Raw genomic sequence first — 14,810 nt, forward strand, 5'->3', positions numbered from 1 at the left:
AGATCAGCCGCCGGTCTTGGACGGGAGTCCGGCCGCCTTCCAGGCCAACATGCCGCCGGCGAGGTGAGAGTCATAAGGCTTGCCGTCGGCCTGCGCGGCGAGCGAAGCCGTCACCGAGCGCTTGCCGGAGCGGCAGGCAAATACGACCGTCTTTCCCTGCGGGTCGGGAATATCTGCTGTGTCGAAGGCCGAAAGCGGCACCACCACCGCGTCCGGATACGCCTCGACAGCGACTTCATTCGGCTCGCGCACGTCGACCAGAAGATAACGCCCTTCGGCAATTCCGGTGGCGACCTCTTCCGCTGTCAAATCGTGAACTTTATGATCTTGCGACACATCGACCTCCGCTGGGCATGATCCCGAAAGGCTTCGAGGGACCGTGCATGAACGGCGCAACCCTCTCTTTTTGCAGAGAGAAAATCAAGCTGTCAGTCTAGATCGTGACCTGCGTGCCGACTTCCACCACACGGCCGGTCGGAATCTGGAAATAATCGGTCGCATCATTGGCCGAACGGCTCATGGCGATGAACAGGTGATCCTGCCACTTTGGCATGCCGGACTGCGCCGCAGGCTTCAGCGAACGCCGCGAGACGAAGAACGACGTCGACATGATGTCGAACTGCCAGCCGAGCTTGCGCGCGATCGCCAGCGCCTTGGGCACATTCGGCGATTCCATGAAGCCGAAATTCAGCCGGACAGCTGTGAATTTGTCGCTGATATTTTCCATCCACACCCGATCCGTCAGATCGACGCGCGGCGTCTCCGCCGTGCGAATGGTGAGGATCACGTTGTGTTCATGAAGAACCTTGTTGTGCTTCAGATTATGCAGCAGTGCGGTGGGAACGTATTCGGGACCGCTGGTCAGGAACACGGCGGTGCCCTTGACGATGTGGGGCGGCCGCTTTTCGAGGCTCTTGATCAGGTCGAGCAGCGGCACTTCGGTGCGCCGCGTTTTGTTGGTCAGGATCGTAGCGCCCCGGCGCCATGTCCAGACCAGCATGGCCATGAACATTCCGAACAGCACCGGCACCCAGGCGCCCTGGAAAATCTTCAGGAGGTTCGCGGTGAGGAATGTGAGATCGACGATCACCAGCGGCACGATCAGCGCAGCCGCCGTCGCCGCGCGCCAGTTCCAGAGCTTCCAGATCACGACGAAGCCCATGATGCCGTCGCAGACCATCGTGGTCGAGACGGCGATGCCGTAAGCCGATGCAAGCCCGCTCGAGGTGCGGAACAGTCCGACGAGCAGCAGAACGCCGATCAGCAGAAGCACATTGACACGCGGCAGGTAGATTTGCCCCGCGTGGGACTCCGAGGTGTAGCGAACCTCGAAGCGCGGCAGCAGCCCGAGCTGAATGGCCTGTGCTACAAGCGAGAACGCGCCCGTGATCACCGCCTGGCTCGCGATGACGGTCGCCGCGGTCGCAAGACAGATCAAGGGCACCAGCATCTGGTCCGGCACCATGCGGTAGAATGGATTTTCGATGGCTTCCGGATGCGCCAGAACGAGCGCGCCCTGTCCGAAATAATTCAGCAGCAGGCACGGCAGCACGAAGAAAAACCATGCTGACTGGATTGGCTTGCGGCCGAAGTGACCGAGGTCGGCGTACAGGGCCTCGCCGCCGGTGACGGCGAGAAAAACCGCACCGAGAATGACCAGTCCGATCATGCCGTGCGTCAGCAGAAACTGGATCGCAAAGATGGGATTGATCGCGTGCACGATGCTTGGATCGTCGCTGATATGCATCAGTCCCATGACGCCGAGCGTCAGAAACCAGATGATCATCACCGGGCCGAAAGCGTTGGCGACCATCGCGGTCCCCCGGCTCTGCACGGCAAACAAACAAACGAGAATGAGGATCGCCAGCGGAACGACATAAGGTTCGAGCGCGGGCGCCGCGATTTTCAAACCTTCCACCGCTGACAGAACCGAGATCGCCGGCGTGATCATTGCATCGCCGAGGAACATCGCGCCGCCGATCACGCCCAGCGCCAGCAAGAACCAGCTGCGTCGCCCGAGCGCCCGCTGCCCGAGAGCCATCAGCGACAGCGTTCCGCCCTCGCCGTTGTTGTCGGCGCGCAGCAACAGCAGCACGTATTTGACGGTGACGACGATGATCAGCGACCACAGGATCAGCGACAGCACGCCGAGCACGATTTCGCGCGGCACAGGTCCGCCGTGAGTCGCGTTATGAACAGCTTCGCGAAAGGCGTACAGCGGCGACGTGCCGATGTCCCCGAACACCACGCCGATGCTGCCGAGGGTCAGAGCCCAAAACCCGGTGGTTACCGGCACCTCTTGGGGCGTATCGGCAGGTGTGTCGCTGGCAGCCATGATCGAGGAAACGCCCTGACGGAGTCATTGATCCCGGCAAGTCCGGTAATCACCTTGGAGTGGCGCTTCTTATATCACTGCCATGCGAAGTCCACTGCGACAGCTGCATGGAACCCGCAAAACATACCCAATTCAAGGTATTATAATACAGTCAAATCACGGCTTGAGATTCGGGGGCAGCGGCGGCTCCTCCCGCATCAATGTGATGGTCACGCGCCGGTTTGCGGCCAGCGTGGGATCGTCCGGAAACAGCGGCTGGGTGTCGGCCTTGCCCGTGACGGAGCCCACGTGCGAGGACGGCAAGCCCTCCTGCTCGAGGATTTGGCGAACGACGTTGGCGCGGTCGGCGGACAAGTCGAAGCCGTCATAACCGGATCGCGAGGGCACAAATCCCGCGGACGTGTGTCCGACAATGGCCACGCGCAGCGGCGTCGCCTTGAGCGGTCCGGCCAGTTTCTGGATCAGTCGCCGCGTCCGTTCAAGCGGCTGCTTGGAGCCGTCGGCGAACATCGAGCGGCCATCCTGATCCACGATTTCAAGATTGAGCCCCTGCTTGTTTTCCTCGAACATGATGTGCTTCGACAGTTCGGAAATCTCCGGAAGATCCTGCAACGCCTGGCGCAGCGAAGCCGACGCCAGCGCGAATTCGCGATCGGTCTTCATCCGCGCGCCGGCGGTCTTGTTCTTGTCTTCCTGATCCGGGGTCGGCGTGTTGGACGCCTCTTCGGGTGGGATGTGCGCGACGTTTCTCATTTTCGGACGCGTCGGCAGACCGTCGGATTCGATCAAACCAGAGAAGCGGGAGGCATTCTGGACTCCGAAAGCGTCGCGCATCGAGCCGGCGACGATTTTCAGCTTCTGCTGGTCCTGCGTGGAGAACGCAACGAGCATGACGAAGAAGCTCATCATCAGCGCCATGAGATCGGCGAAGGTCACGAACCAGCCGTGGCCTCCTGCGTGCGCTCCCCGTTTCTTCTTGGCCATGTGCTGTGTTCCGTCCCGTCCGTGCTGTTATCTCAAGCCGGGACCGGCTCGCCCTCTTCCATCCGATGCTTCTCCGGCAAATAGGCCAGAAGCATTTCGCGGACCAGCGTCGGCGACTTGGCGTCGCGGATCATCAGGATGCCGTCGATGATCAGCGTCCGGTTGACCTCCTCGTCGCTCAGCTTCACGTGCAGCTTGTCGGCGATCGGCAGACAGAACAGGTTGGCGACCAGCGCGCCGTAAAGCGTCGCCAGCAGCGAAATCGCCATGAACGGACCGAGCTTCGACGGATCCGCCATGTTGGAGAACATCTGCACCATGCCGATCAGCGTACCGACCATGCCGAAGGCCGGCGCGCAGTCGCCGATGGCGCGATAGATTTTCTGGCCCTCGTCGAGGTGAAGCAGGAAGTTGTCGCGGTCGCGCTCGAGATTGTCACGAATGAAATCCATGTCGTAGCCGTCGGCGACGTAGCGGATGCCTTTGGCGAGGAAGGGGTCGTCGGTCTCGACCTTCTCAAGTCCGACCGGCCCCTGCTTGCGCGCGACTTCAGCAAGACGCGCCAGTTCGTCGACCAGATCGCGCGACGTCGTGCGGCGCATGGTGAAGGCGTATTTCAGACCCAGCGGCATGCCGTGAAGGATGGCGACGAAGGGAAAGCGGATCAGCGTTGCCGCGAACGATCCACCGAAGATGATGATCATCGCGTGGCTATCGTAGAAAATCCGGAAATCGCCACCCATCAGGACGAGAGTGACCAGAACGGCAATGCCGATCAGAATGCCGGCTCCGGTGGCAATATCCATAACCAACTCCAACGCAACTGCACGGCGCGGCTCTTTCTGAGGCGCGCGGTTAACCTTAGCGTCGGGCCAATTAAGGTCGGGTAAAGGTTATCGAATTCACGCACACATCCGGCAAGATTGTCGGGTGCGCAACGAAAACAGCATCAAATGACGGTAATCCATGCCGATATTCACGCGGAGCGACGCGCGACCATAACAACTGTCAGGAATTGGTTAACCATAAGAGCGCGCGAACCCACGGTCTGTCGGGATCATGCCCCTAGTTCAGGCGCGGGGGCCGGTCATCCGCGGCGGCGGGATCGGCCGTCGCGGGAAAATCGGACGGCGGAACAAAAGCGGGAGCCGGATCGGACACCGCAGCGGCGCGGGCGCGCCGTTCGTGTTCGCGATAGGACGACCACCCGACCGGCAAGCTGAAAAGATAAAGCAGCGAGCCGCCGGTCAGCAGATGCCACGGATAACTGATCAAAACGGCGATGAACAACACGACAAGCACGACCACCGGCAGCACCATATCCGGCGCAATCTTGCCGCCGATCATCTTGCCCGAGAACACCGGAAGCCGTGACACCATCAGGAAGGCAATTGCCAATGTGAAAACAGCCGTGATCGGCGCCGGCAGTTGGGGCGCGCCGATGAACACCAGATACATCGGCAACAGCACGCAGATCGCACCCAGCGGCGCAGGCACGCCGGTGAAGTAGTTCGCGGCGAAAGCGGGCTTGTTCGGATCGTCCATGGTGGCGTTGAAACGCGCCAGCCGCAGTCCGCCGCTGATCGCGAAAATCATCGCCGAGATCCAGCCGACGTTATTCAGGTCGTGCAACTGCCAGAAATACAAAATGAGCGCGGGCGCAACGCCGAAGTTCACGAAGTCCGCGAGACTGTCGAGTTCCGCGCCGAAACGGGACTGGCCCTTGATCATGCGCGCAACGCGGCCATCGACGCCGTCGAGCACCGCGGCGAATACGATCAGGCCGAGCGCGAGCTCGGTACGACCTTCGATAGCCATGCGGATTGCAGTCAGGCCGGCACAGATCGCGAGCAACGTAATGACGTTGGGCACAAGCATCCGGATCGGAATCTCGCGAAACCGGCGGCGGCGCAGATCAGGTCTGGGATCAGGAGGCATTGTCATAGGGCCTTATATAGCAGGCCCTATCCTGCTTCACCATTGTGGCGAAAAGCCCGTTAGGGCGACCAAGGATTTGGTTAATCGACGCGGTAGCTGCGTCCGCCGTCGCCGAGCTGGAAATCGGCCAGTACGGTCTCGCCGGCAATGGCGGTCTGCCCTTCCGAGACCAGCGCTTTGGCGCCCTCCGGCAGAAAAACATCGAGCCGGGAGCCGAAGCGGATCAGCCCGAAGCGCTCGCCTGCCCCCAGAACCTGTCCCTCTTTCACGAACGACACGATGCGCCGGGCCACCAGACCGGCAATCTGGATCACCCCGATCCGGCCTGCCGGTGTCGAGATCACCAGCGAGTTGCGCTCGTTGTCCTCGCTCGCCTTGTCGAGATCGGCATTGAGAAACTTGCCGGGGCGGTAGGCGATGCGGTCGATACGACCGGCCACCGGGCTGCGGTTCACGTGGCAGTTGAACACGCTCATGAAGATCGAGATGCGGGGCAGCGGCTTGTCGCCGAGACCGAGTTCAGCCGGCGGCACCGCCTGCACCACCATCGAGACGCGGCCATCCGCCGGCGACACCACGATGCCCTCGCGCACCGGCGTCACGCGCACCGGGTCGCGGAAGAACAGCGCGCACCACACGGTCAATCCGCATCCGATCCAGCCGAGCGGCGTCCAGATCCAGAACAGGATCAGACTGGCGAAGGCGAAGGCTCCGATGAAGGGATAGCCTTCGGGGTGGATCGGCGGAATTTGCGCGCGAATGGAATTGACGACGGACATGAGTTCACAGACCTGTGGTTAAACTTGAGCCAAAGCTATTCGGCAGCTTCCGGCGCTGCCAGCGGATCGACGACCGGCGGCGGCACACGGTTGGGCGCGATGTTCTCGTCGGCCATCATGGCCAGCTTTTCCCGCGCTTCCTGAGCCTCACGTTGCCTGTTCCACATGCTGGCGTAAAGGCCGTTTGCCGCCAGAAGCTGTGAATGGGTGCCGCGTTCGGCGATGCGACCCTGATCCAGCACGATGATTTCGTCCGCGCCCACAATGGTGGACAGCCGATGCGCAATCACCAGCGACGTTCGGCCGCGCGCCACCTTCTCCAGTTCGTCCTGGATTTCCTGTTCGGTGTGGCTATCCAGCGCCGACGTTGCCTCGTCCAACACCAGGATCGGCGGGCCTTTCAGGATCGTGCGTGCAATCGCAACGCGCTGCTTCTCGCCACCGGACAGTTTCAATCCGCGCTCGCCCACCTCGGTCTCGTAACCATGCGGCGACATCCGGATGAAGCCGTCGATCTGCGCCATCGTAGCGGCTGCCTCTACTTCCGCGTCGGTCGCGTCCCAGCGGCCGTAGCGGATGTTGTAGCGGATGGTGTCGTTGAACAGCACCGTGTCCTGCGGAACCATGCCGATGGACGCGCGCAGCGACGACTGCGTGATGTCGCGAATGTTCTGGCCATCGATCGTGATCTTACCGCCGCTGACATCATAAAGGCGGAACAGTAGCCGCGAGATGGTCGACTTCCCCGCGCCCGATGGCCCGACGATGGCGACAGTCTTGCCGGCGGGCACCTCGAAACTCAGTCCTTTCAGGATCGGGCGTTCCGGGTCGTAAGAGAAGCGCACATCCTCGAAGCGCACAGTGCCGGTAGACACCTGCAGCGGCTTTGCGCCCGGGATATCCTTCACTTCGGGATTTCTCGACAGTACGCCGAACATCTTTTCGATATCGATGATCGCCTGTTTGATTTCGCGATAGACCATGCCCATGAAGTTCAGCGGCTGGTAGAGCTGGATCATCATGGCGTTGACCATGACAAAATCCCCGACCGTGTTCGTGCCATTGCGCACGCCCACAGCGCACATCAGCATGGTCGCGGTGAGACCGAAGGTAAAAATAATCGCCTGCCCGGTATTGAGCACGGCAAGCGAGGTATAGGTGTGGACGCTGGCGCGCTCGAACCGCTCGATGGACTTGTCATAGCGCTGCGCTTCGCGCTGCTCAGCACTGAAGTATTTTACGGTTTCATAATTGAGCAGCGAGTCGATCGCCTTGGTGTTCGCCTCGGTATCGGAGTCGTTCATCCGGCGGCGAATATCGATCCGCCATTCCGTCGCGTAGTAGGTAAAGACCATGTAGACGACCACGGTCACGAACGTCACCAGCACGTAGCGCCAGTCGAACTGCCACAGCAGCACACCCATCATCAGAACAAGTTCGACGATGGTTGGCGCGAGTTGCAGGATCACCATGCGCACCATGGTCTCGATGCCGGTGCGTCCTCGCTCCAACACGCGCGTCAGGCCGCCGGTCTTGCGCTCCAGATGGAAGCGCAGCGAGAGTTCGTGCATGTGAACGAAGGTGAGAAAGGCCAGCTTGCGCACCGCGTGCATCGCCACGCTGGCGAAAAGACCGTCGCGCCATTGCGTCAGCACCATCATGACGATGCGGATGGCGCCGTAGCTCAGCGTCATGATCAGGGGCGACGCGATCAGCCACAGCATCCAGTTCGACGACTGCACCGGCGCGGTGTCGGCGCCGGTCAGGGCATCGACGGCCCACTTGAAGGTGAACGGCACGAACAGCGTCGCGGCCTTGGCGACGAGCAACAGCACCATCGACCACACGACGCGCATTTTGAGATCGAAGCGATCGCCCGGCCAGATATACGGCCACAAATGCGCGAGCGTTCCGAACAGCGTCGCTTTCTCGGCATTCAGATCGACGGCTGCCGGCGGCTTGGCGTCGGCCAGAACTTCGGCGGGTTCAGCGGGATAGAGGTCGGCCATTAAGCGTCAGTCGCCTTGAGGCCTGAGGCGGCAAAATGCTGCGCCGGGCGCCTGTTCGGTGGTGTCGTCATCCCCGTCATATAGAGCTTTCGAAGCGTTTTCGCACCCTTCCGCAGCGATTCTTTTCCCAAAAAGCGCGATCTGCAAAACAATCGACCGTGCACCGCAAACCGCGCGTCTTGACGATGTCGCAATGCAGTGCCACATCGCCCTGTATGAATACCATTAAGAACGTTTGCGTCTATTGCGGTTCCGGCCCCGGCACCAATCCCGAGTTTGTCAAAGCAGCCACAGCCTTCGGCAAGACCCTTGCCGAAAACGGCGTCGGTCTCGTTTATGGCGGCGGCTCCATCGGCCTGATGGGCGCGGTGGCCACCGGCGCGCTCGATCATGGCGGCAAGGTCACCGGCATCATCCCGACCTTCCTGACCAAGCGCGAGAACGCGCTTCAGCGCGCGCAGGAGCTCATCGTCACCAAGGACATGCACGAGCGCAAGCGATTGATGTTCGAGCACTCGGATGCCTTCGTGGCGTTTCCCGGCGGCGTAGGCACCCTGGAAGAACTGGTCGAGCAGATGACATGGTCGCAACTCGGCCGCCACAGCAAGCCGATCCTGCTCGCCAACATCGACGGGTTCTGGAATCCCCTGCTCGTTCTAATCGAGCACATGAAGCAGACGGAATTCATTCGCGCCAATCTGTGGGTCGATGTTCTGACCGCCGATCGGGTCGAGGATGTTCTCCCGACCATGCAGAAAGCGGCGGCGAAGGTCCCCGAAGCTGAGAAGCTGATGGACGACAAGGTCGCCAGCCGGCTGTAGGCTGCGCGTCGTGGATTACGCCGCCGGCTGCTCGTCCTTCAGGAATGTCACAACCTCGATACGGTTGCCGTCCGGATCGATGACGAAAGCCGCGTAGTAGCTCGGGTGATATTCCGGGCGCGGGCCCGGCCCACCGTCGGAGCGACCGCTCACCTCAAGCGCGGCGGCATGAAACGCATCGATCTGCGCCGCGCTTCTGGCGCGCAAGCAGATGTGTGTCCCACTTTCCGGCAGCACCGGCGCCATGCCCGCACGAAGATTGATCCAGAACTCCGGATAGTCCTTGCCGAACCCGATCGTCCCGGGACGCACGATCAGCTTTTTCAGCCCCAGCGGCGCGAATGCCGCCTCGTAAAATCCCGCTGCTCGCGCAAGGTCGGCCACGCCGACGGATACATGATCGATCATCGGACCTCCAGTTTATGCGCGGCCGCCGCTCACACAGGCGCGTTGGATTTCACCAGCTTGTAGATCACCGAATCCATCAACGCCTGAAACGACGCGTCGATGATGTTGGGCGACACGCCGACCGTGGTCCAGCGTTGGCCAGCCTCGTCTTCGCTCTCGATCAGCACGCGCGTCACCGCGCCGGTGCCGCCATTGAGGATACGGACGCGATAATCGACCAGCTTCAGGCCTTCGATGTACTTCTGATACTTGCCGAGGTCCTTGCGCAGCGCGACATCGAGCGCATTCACCGGGCCGTTGCCTTCCGCCGCCGAGATCAGCATCTCGCCCGCGACATCGACCTTCACCACCGCCATCGCCACAGTGACGCGCTGGGCGATCGCGTTATCGCGCTGCTCGACGTTGACATCGAACTGCACGACGCGGAAATAATCCGGCACCTTGCCGAGCGTGCGCCGCGCCAACAGATCGAACGACGCATTTGCCGACTCGTAGGCGTAACCCGCCGCCTCCTTCTCCTTCATCTCCTCGACAAGACGCGTGAGCTTTGGATCGTTCTTGTCGAACGGTATCCCTGCCCGCTCCAGTTCGGCGATGACGTTGGAGCGCCCGGCCTGATCGGAGACCAGGACCTTGCGGTGATTGCCGACGGATTCAGGCGCGACATGCTCATACGTCTGCGGATCTTTCAGCACCGCCGATGCGTGAATACCGGTCTTGGTCACGAAGGCGCTTTCGCCGACATACGGCGCATGACGATCCGGCGCGCGATTAAGAATGTCATCCAGAGCGCGCGAAGCATGGACCAGCGTCGCGAGTTTTTCCTGCGACACCCCGATCTCGAACTTGTCGGCAAACTCCTTCTTCAGCTTCAGCGTGGGGATCAGCGAACAGAGATTGGCGTTGCCGCAGCGTTCGCCGAGGCCATTGAGCGTGCCCTGAATCTGCCGCGCGCCCGCGCGCACCGCGGCCAGTGAGTTAGCGACGGCCTGTTCAGTATCGTTGTGGGTGTGGATGCCGACGTGGTCGCCGGGAATATGCTTCACCACCTCCCCGACGATGGCCTCGATCTCGTTCGGCATGGAGCCGCCGTTGGTGTCGCACAGCACCACCCAGCGCGCGCCGGCGTCATACGCCGCCTTGGCGCAGGACAATGCGAACTTCGGATTTTCCTTGTAGCCGTCGAAGAAATGCTCGCAGTCGAGCATGACCTCCCGGCCCGCCGCTTTCGCGGCGCCGACGCTGTCACGGATCGAAGCGAGGTTTTCCTCGTTGGTGGTCTCGAGTGCCACGCGAACCTGATATTCGGACGACTTCGCGACGAAGCAGATCGCGTCAGCCTTGGCTTCGATCAACGCGGACAATCCCGGATCGTTCGAGGCCGAGCGGCCGGGACGGCGCGTCATGCCGAACGCGGTGAATTTCGCATGATCGAATTTCGGCTTGGTCGCGAAAAATTCCGTGTCGGACGGATTCGCGCCGGGATAACCGCCCTCGACATAGTCGATGCCAAGATCGTCCAGCATGTCGGCGATGATCTGCTTGTCATGCAGCGTAAAATCGACGCCGTTGGTCTGCGCGCCGTCGCGCAACGTGGTGTCGAACAGATAGAGACGTTCGCGGCTCATGATGGCCTTCCCGGCATCTCGCCTCGCGGCGCATCGCCGCCGAGGGATTTTGTCATCGTTGTGTTCGCGAGCCACTCGTCGCCAACCGTCACGGTATTTCGCTGCTGGCCGGTATAGCCGCGGCGCACGAAAAACGGTTCGGCGGTGTCGCTCGCCTCTACCGTCAGCGCGGTCGCCCCGCGCGCGGCCGCGAGCTTTTCCAGCGCATCGCAAAGCGCCGATGCGACACCCTGCCGCGCAAAACCCGGATGCACATAGAGCAGATCAAGATGATCCGCGCCCTTCAGCGACGCGAAACCGACGGGTGAACTTTCAATGGTCGCCACCAGCGTGAGCTGGCCCGCAAGACGCTTGCCGAATTTCTCCTCGTCCTCGGCGACGCTGGCCCAGGCCTCGCGCTGCGCTTCGGTATAATCCTCCTCGGCCAACTCATCGATGCTGGCGACGAAAATCGCCGCGAGCACCGGCGTATCCGCTGGAAGGAGCGGCCGCAGGCCGACTTTGGGGATAGCTTGGCCCATAGGTTTACCAGACATCGATCAGTTTCAGCGCCAGCGCGAGGGCCGCCACGATCAGCAGCCACTTGATCGCGATGTAATAGCGCCAGTGTTTCGGAAACGGAGTGTCGGGCTTGGTCATCGCGCGATCTCCCAGGTGGTGCCGTCCTTGGAATCCTTGATGACGACGCCCATCGCCGCGAGTTCGTCGCGGATCCGGTCGGATTCCTTGAAGTCCTTGCGGGTGCGGGCAGCGGTGCGGTCCAGAATCAGCTTATCGACCTGCGCCGCGTCCACGCCACTGGCGGTCTGCTTGCGCGCATTCCATTCAGCCGCGCTGGTTGACAGAAAGCCGAGCAACCGCAGCGATGCTGCGAATTCGCCGCGGCGCTCTTCGTCGCCGGACGCCGCAGCATTGCGAAGACCGTGCAACGACGTGATCACTTGCGACGTATTCAGATCGTCGGACAACGCGTCGGTCACGACACGCGACGGACGGCCACCCTTGTCGTCCGCAGCGACCCAGTACCAGTCGTCCAGCGTCTTGGCGCTTTCTTCCAGCCCCTTGAGCGTCCAGTCGATCGGAGACCGATAATGTGTCTTCAGCATGTTGAGACGCAGCACCTCCCCCGGCCAGTCCTTGAGCAGATCGTTGATTGTGACAAAGTTGCCGGTCGACTTCGACATCTTCTCGCCTTCGACCTGAAGAAAGCCGTTGTGCATCCAGACATTCGCCATGCGGTCTTCATGAAACGCGCAGCATGATTGCGCGAGTTCGTTCTCATGATGCGGAAACACGAGGTCGATGCCGCCGCCGTGAATGTCGAACTTCTCGCCGAGATGCTTCCACGCCATCGCCGAGCATTCGATATGCCAGCCAGGACGGCCTTCGGCCGTGATGCCGCCCGGCGACGGCCATGACGGCTCGCCCGGCTTCGACGGCTTCCACAGCACGAAGTCCATCGCGTCGTGCTTGTAGGGCGCGACATCGACACGCGCGCCGGCCAGCATCTCGTCCAGCGAACGCCGCGCGAGTTTTCCGTAGTTCGGATCGGACGCCACCTTGAACAGAACGTGGTCTTGTTCGGCATAGGCGTTGCCGTTGGCGATCAGCTTCTCGATGATCGTGCGCATTTCCGCGATATGCTCGGTCGCACGCGGCTCGACGGTAGGCCGCAGGCAGCCCAGCGCATCGACGTCGTCGTGAAATTGCTTCTCGGTCAGCTCCGTGACACGGCGGATTGCGTCATTCAGCGCAAGGCCGGGAAAATCCCGCGCTGCGCGATCGTTGATCTTGTCATCAACGTCGGTGATGTTGCGGACGTATTTGACGTGGTCCGCGCCATAGACGTGACGCAGCAGCCGGAACAGCACGTCGAATACGATCACGGGACGCGCGTTGCCGATGTGCGCGAAGTCATAGACCGTCGGCCCGCACACATACATGCGCACGTCATTCGGATCTAGCGGCCGGAACGGCTGCTTCTCCTTGGTCAGCGTGTCGTAGAGCTTCAGCTCCATGGAATCCAAAATCCCTTGCCTTGCGGCCGGGTCGTCCCATGATCTCGATTGAGAAAAGACGGCTCCAGCCAGCGAATCGCTAGCTAATAATCTCGCGGCAGATGCCGAAAATGGAGAGAGAACCGTTCATGGGCCGCACAATGGTCCAGCCCGGGGGACCGCGTCAAGGTCATCCGGCGACGATTTCGGCGCGTGATTAAGCCTTTGGCCGCCCGGCCTCGCCGTCCTTAATCATTCTTAACCCTTCGGACTTATTGATGTATGCGGCTGCCTTTTTCCAGAACCGGTTCATGCCATGCGATTCGCATTCACGTTGTCCGCCATCGCCTTCCTAGCCATGTCCGCCGAGACTCGTGCCGACAGCCGGGTGTTCATTGTTGCAAACCAGCCGGACGGCTACGGCATCGACGAGTGCCTCGCCAAGGGTGAAAAATGCGGAGCGCCCGCCGCGCGCGCGTATTGCCAGTCACGCGAGTTTGCACAGGCCACCGGTTACCGTCGCGTCGATCCCGATGAAGTGACCGGCGCTACCCCGGCCTCCACCGCAAGTTCGCGCGGCAACAGCGAATATATCGCGATTACCTGCCAGCGCTGACACGGCCCTTCCGGTTCCGGATCGCTAGCCGAGGCTTCTTTTCGTCACGATTGTCTGCCTTATCTCTGCCCGTAAATCGACGTGACCTCGCCGCCGGAAGCTAGTATGGGAGCGTCCGTCGGCCGCGTCGCGGTCAGCTAAACGGATCGTGACAGCTTGCCGAGTTTTTCTCATCTGCGATGGATCATTGCCGGCGCTGCGCTCATCAGCACAGCGCTGCTGAGCCATGGCGCGTCCGCGCAGCAGCCATATCCGCCACCGCCCGGCGGTCAGCCCGGCGTGGGCGGCAACCCGATCTGCCAGCGGCTGGTCGGCCAGTTGTCGGCCATCGACGGCGGCGGCGGTGACAGCGCCAAGGCCGAGCAGGTCCGCCGATACGAAGAAGCGCAGGGCCGGCAGCAATCGGAGCTTGAGCGCGTGCAGGAGCAGGCCAAGCGACAGGGCTGCGACAGCTCGGGCTTCTTCTCGCTGTTCAGCGGCCAGTCGCCGCAGTGCGGACCGCTCAACACGCGCATTCAGCAGATGCGGGCAAACCTCGACCAGATCACCACCAATCTCGAGCGGCTACGCGGCGGCGGGTTCGGCGGTTCGGAGCGCGAGAACCAGCGCCGCTCGGTGCTGATGGCGCTCGCCCAGAATAATTGCGGCCCGCAATACGCCGGCATGCTCCGCAACAGCGGTGGCGGCGGATTCCTTGAAAACCTGTTTGGTGGCAACAGCCCGCCTCCGCCGAGTGGCGATTACGGAGCACCGTCATCGACATTCCGCACAGTCTGCGTGCGCAGTTGCGATGGCTATTATTTCCCGATTTCCTTCGCCACGGTCCAAAGCCGCTTTGCGGACGACGAGCGCACCTGCAAGGCGCTCTGCCCGGCTGCCGACGCGACGCTCTACAGCTTCCGCAACCCCGGCGAAGACATCAATCAGGCAGTCTCGATCAACGGCCAGCCGTATCCGCAGTCACCCAATGCGTTCCGCTACCGCCAGAGCTTCGACAAGGCCTGCAGTTGCAAGGCGGCGGGCCAGACATGGTCTGACGCGCTGAAGAACATCGACGAGAAGGCATCTGCCGCGCAGCAAGGCGATATCATCGTCACGGACGAAAGCTCGAAGAAAATGTCGCAGCCGGCGCGAGTGCCTGCGGCGGCTCAGAAGAAGGGGGGCACCGTTGCAACCCCTGCCAACGCCCAGCCGTTGCCGACCGGCGCGGCCCCTGCGCCTGCGGCCGAGGCGCCTGCGTCCGGCGACAAGCCGATCCGCTCGGTGGGGCCGACGTTCATCCCGGCGCGGTAAAC

Annotated in this window: 14 protein-coding genes; 3 read left to right on the plus strand and 11 right to left on the minus strand. The window is 61.8% G+C overall.

Translation table 11 applies throughout. From position 1 onward, the window contains the following. Positions 1-3: 3 nt before the first annotated feature. The 7 genes from AC07UB_RS04785 to AC07UB_RS04815 all read right to left on the minus strand — a co-directional run bounded on the left by AC07UB_RS04785 (position 4) and on the right by AC07UB_RS04815 (position 8,045). Positions 4-336: a rhodanese-like domain-containing protein gene (locus AC07UB_RS04785; RefSeq protein ID WP_492792853.1), complete on the minus strand. Its 333-nt coding sequence runs from the start codon at positions 334-336 to the stop codon at positions 4-6. A 97-nt stretch (positions 337-433) separates the two neighbouring features. Next, positions 434-2,335: a potassium transporter Kup gene (locus AC07UB_RS04790; protein ID WP_492792854.1), complete on the minus strand. Its 1,902-nt coding sequence runs from the start codon at positions 2,333-2,335 to the stop codon at positions 434-436. 156 nt (positions 2,336-2,491) lie between these two features. After that, positions 2,492-3,319 carry an OmpA/MotB family protein gene (locus AC07UB_RS04795; RefSeq protein WP_492792855.1) on the minus strand — a complete coding sequence of 276 codons (828 nt, stop codon included), beginning with the start codon at positions 3,317-3,319 and terminating at the stop codon, positions 2,492-2,494. A 32-nt stretch (positions 3,320-3,351) separates the two neighbouring features. Then, positions 3,352-4,125: a motility protein A gene (locus tag AC07UB_RS04800; protein ID WP_492792856.1), complete on the minus strand. Its 774-nt coding sequence runs from the start codon at positions 4,123-4,125 to the stop codon at positions 3,352-3,354. 259 nt (positions 4,126-4,384) lie between these two features. After that, on the minus strand, positions 4,385-5,263 hold the full coding sequence (pssA, locus tag AC07UB_RS04805) for a CDP-diacylglycerol--serine O-phosphatidyltransferase (RefSeq protein WP_492792857.1): 879 nt from the start codon (positions 5,261-5,263) through the stop codon (positions 4,385-4,387). Between the two features lie 74 nt (positions 5,264-5,337). Further along, the gene (locus AC07UB_RS04810) at positions 5,338-6,036 is read right to left on the minus strand and encodes a phosphatidylserine decarboxylase (RefSeq protein WP_492792858.1); all 699 of its coding nucleotides are present in this window, start codon (positions 6,034-6,036) and stop codon (positions 5,338-5,340) included. A 35-nt stretch (positions 6,037-6,071) separates the two neighbouring features. After that, entirely contained in the window at positions 6,072-8,045 is a 1,974-nt protein-coding gene (locus AC07UB_RS04815) for an ABCB family ABC transporter ATP-binding protein/permease (RefSeq protein ID WP_494651975.1), read from the minus strand. A gap of 215 nt (positions 8,046-8,260) precedes the next feature. On the opposite strand from AC07UB_RS04815, the gene AC07UB_RS04820 reads away from it, so the two are divergent. Beyond that, positions 8,261-8,866 carry an LOG family protein gene (locus AC07UB_RS04820; protein ID WP_494651973.1) on the plus strand — a complete coding sequence of 202 codons (606 nt, stop codon included), beginning with the start codon at positions 8,261-8,263 and terminating at the stop codon, positions 8,864-8,866. A 15-nt stretch (positions 8,867-8,881) separates the two neighbouring features. Here the strand turns inward: AC07UB_RS04820 and AC07UB_RS04825 are convergent, their stop codons facing one another. From AC07UB_RS04825 to cysS, 4 genes are all read right to left on the minus strand, one after another. Next, positions 8,882-9,274: a VOC family protein gene (locus AC07UB_RS04825; protein ID WP_494651972.1), complete on the minus strand. Its 393-nt coding sequence runs from the start codon at positions 9,272-9,274 to the stop codon at positions 8,882-8,884. A gap of 29 nt (positions 9,275-9,303) precedes the next feature. After that, a complete protein-coding gene (gene cimA, locus AC07UB_RS04830) occupies positions 9,304-10,902 on the minus strand; it encodes a citramalate synthase (RefSeq protein WP_494651971.1) in 1,599 nt (532 codons plus the stop codon). After that, on the minus strand, positions 10,899-11,423 hold the full coding sequence (locus AC07UB_RS04835; RefSeq protein WP_494652679.1) for a GNAT family N-acetyltransferase: 525 nt from the start codon (positions 11,421-11,423) through the stop codon (positions 10,899-10,901). Before AC07UB_RS04835 ends, cimA begins: the two co-directional genes overlap by 4 nt. A gap of 114 nt (positions 11,424-11,537) precedes the next feature. Beyond that, positions 11,538-12,920 (minus strand): cysteine--tRNA ligase, encoded by a 1,383-nt coding sequence (cysS, locus tag AC07UB_RS04840; protein ID WP_494651970.1) that lies wholly within the window; start codon positions 12,918-12,920, stop codon positions 11,538-11,540. 295 nt (positions 12,921-13,215) lie between these two features. On the opposite strand from cysS, the gene AC07UB_RS04845 reads away from it, so the two are divergent. Then, positions 13,216-13,515 carry a hypothetical protein gene (locus AC07UB_RS04845; RefSeq protein ID WP_492792864.1) on the plus strand — a complete coding sequence of 100 codons (300 nt, stop codon included), beginning with the start codon at positions 13,216-13,218 and terminating at the stop codon, positions 13,513-13,515. Positions 13,516-13,671: 156 nt separating this feature from the next. Further along, positions 13,672-14,808 (plus strand): DUF2865 domain-containing protein, encoded by a 1,137-nt coding sequence (locus AC07UB_RS04850; protein WP_492792865.1) that lies wholly within the window; start codon positions 13,672-13,674, stop codon positions 14,806-14,808. The last annotated feature ends 2 nt before the right edge of the window (positions 14,809-14,810 follow it).

It is taken from the genome of Afipia sp. GW821-FHT04G03 (assembly GCF_059419985.1).

Coding starts and splice junctions, on each gene's coding strand:
- AC07UB_RS04815 (WP_494651975.1), bottom strand. CDS start 8,045: ATGGCCGACCTCTATCCCGCTGAACCCGCCGAAGTTCTGGCCGACGCC.
- cysS (WP_494651970.1), bottom strand. CDS start 12,920: ATGGAGCTGAAGCTCTACGACACGCTGACCAAGGAGAAGCAGCCGTTC.
- pssA (WP_492792857.1), bottom strand. CDS start 5,263: ATGACAATGCCTCCTGATCCCAGACCTGATCTGCGCCGCCGCCGGTTT.
- AC07UB_RS04825 (WP_494651972.1), bottom strand. CDS start 9,274: ATGATCGATCATGTATCCGTCGGCGTGGCCGACCTTGCGCGAGCAGCG.
- AC07UB_RS04820 (WP_494651973.1), top strand. CDS start 8,261: ATGAATACCATTAAGAACGTTTGCGTCTATTGCGGTTCCGGCCCCGGC.
- AC07UB_RS04810 (WP_492792858.1), bottom strand. CDS start 6,036: ATGTCCGTCGTCAATTCCATTCGCGCGCAAATTCCGCCGATCCACCCC.
- AC07UB_RS04790 (WP_492792854.1), bottom strand. CDS start 2,335: ATGGCTGCCAGCGACACACCTGCCGATACGCCCCAAGAGGTGCCGGTA.
- AC07UB_RS04835 (WP_494652679.1), bottom strand. CDS start 11,423: ATGGGCCAAGCTATCCCCAAAGTCGGCCTGCGGCCGCTCCTTCCAGCG.
- AC07UB_RS04795 (WP_492792855.1), bottom strand. CDS start 3,319: ATGGCCAAGAAGAAACGGGGAGCGCACGCAGGAGGCCACGGCTGGTTC.
- AC07UB_RS04800 (WP_492792856.1), bottom strand. CDS start 4,125: ATGGATATTGCCACCGGAGCCGGCATTCTGATCGGCATTGCCGTTCTG.
- AC07UB_RS04845 (WP_492792864.1), top strand. CDS start 13,216: ATGCGATTCGCATTCACGTTGTCCGCCATCGCCTTCCTAGCCATGTCC.
- cimA (WP_494651971.1), bottom strand. CDS start 10,902: ATGAGCCGCGAACGTCTCTATCTGTTCGACACCACGTTGCGCGACGGC.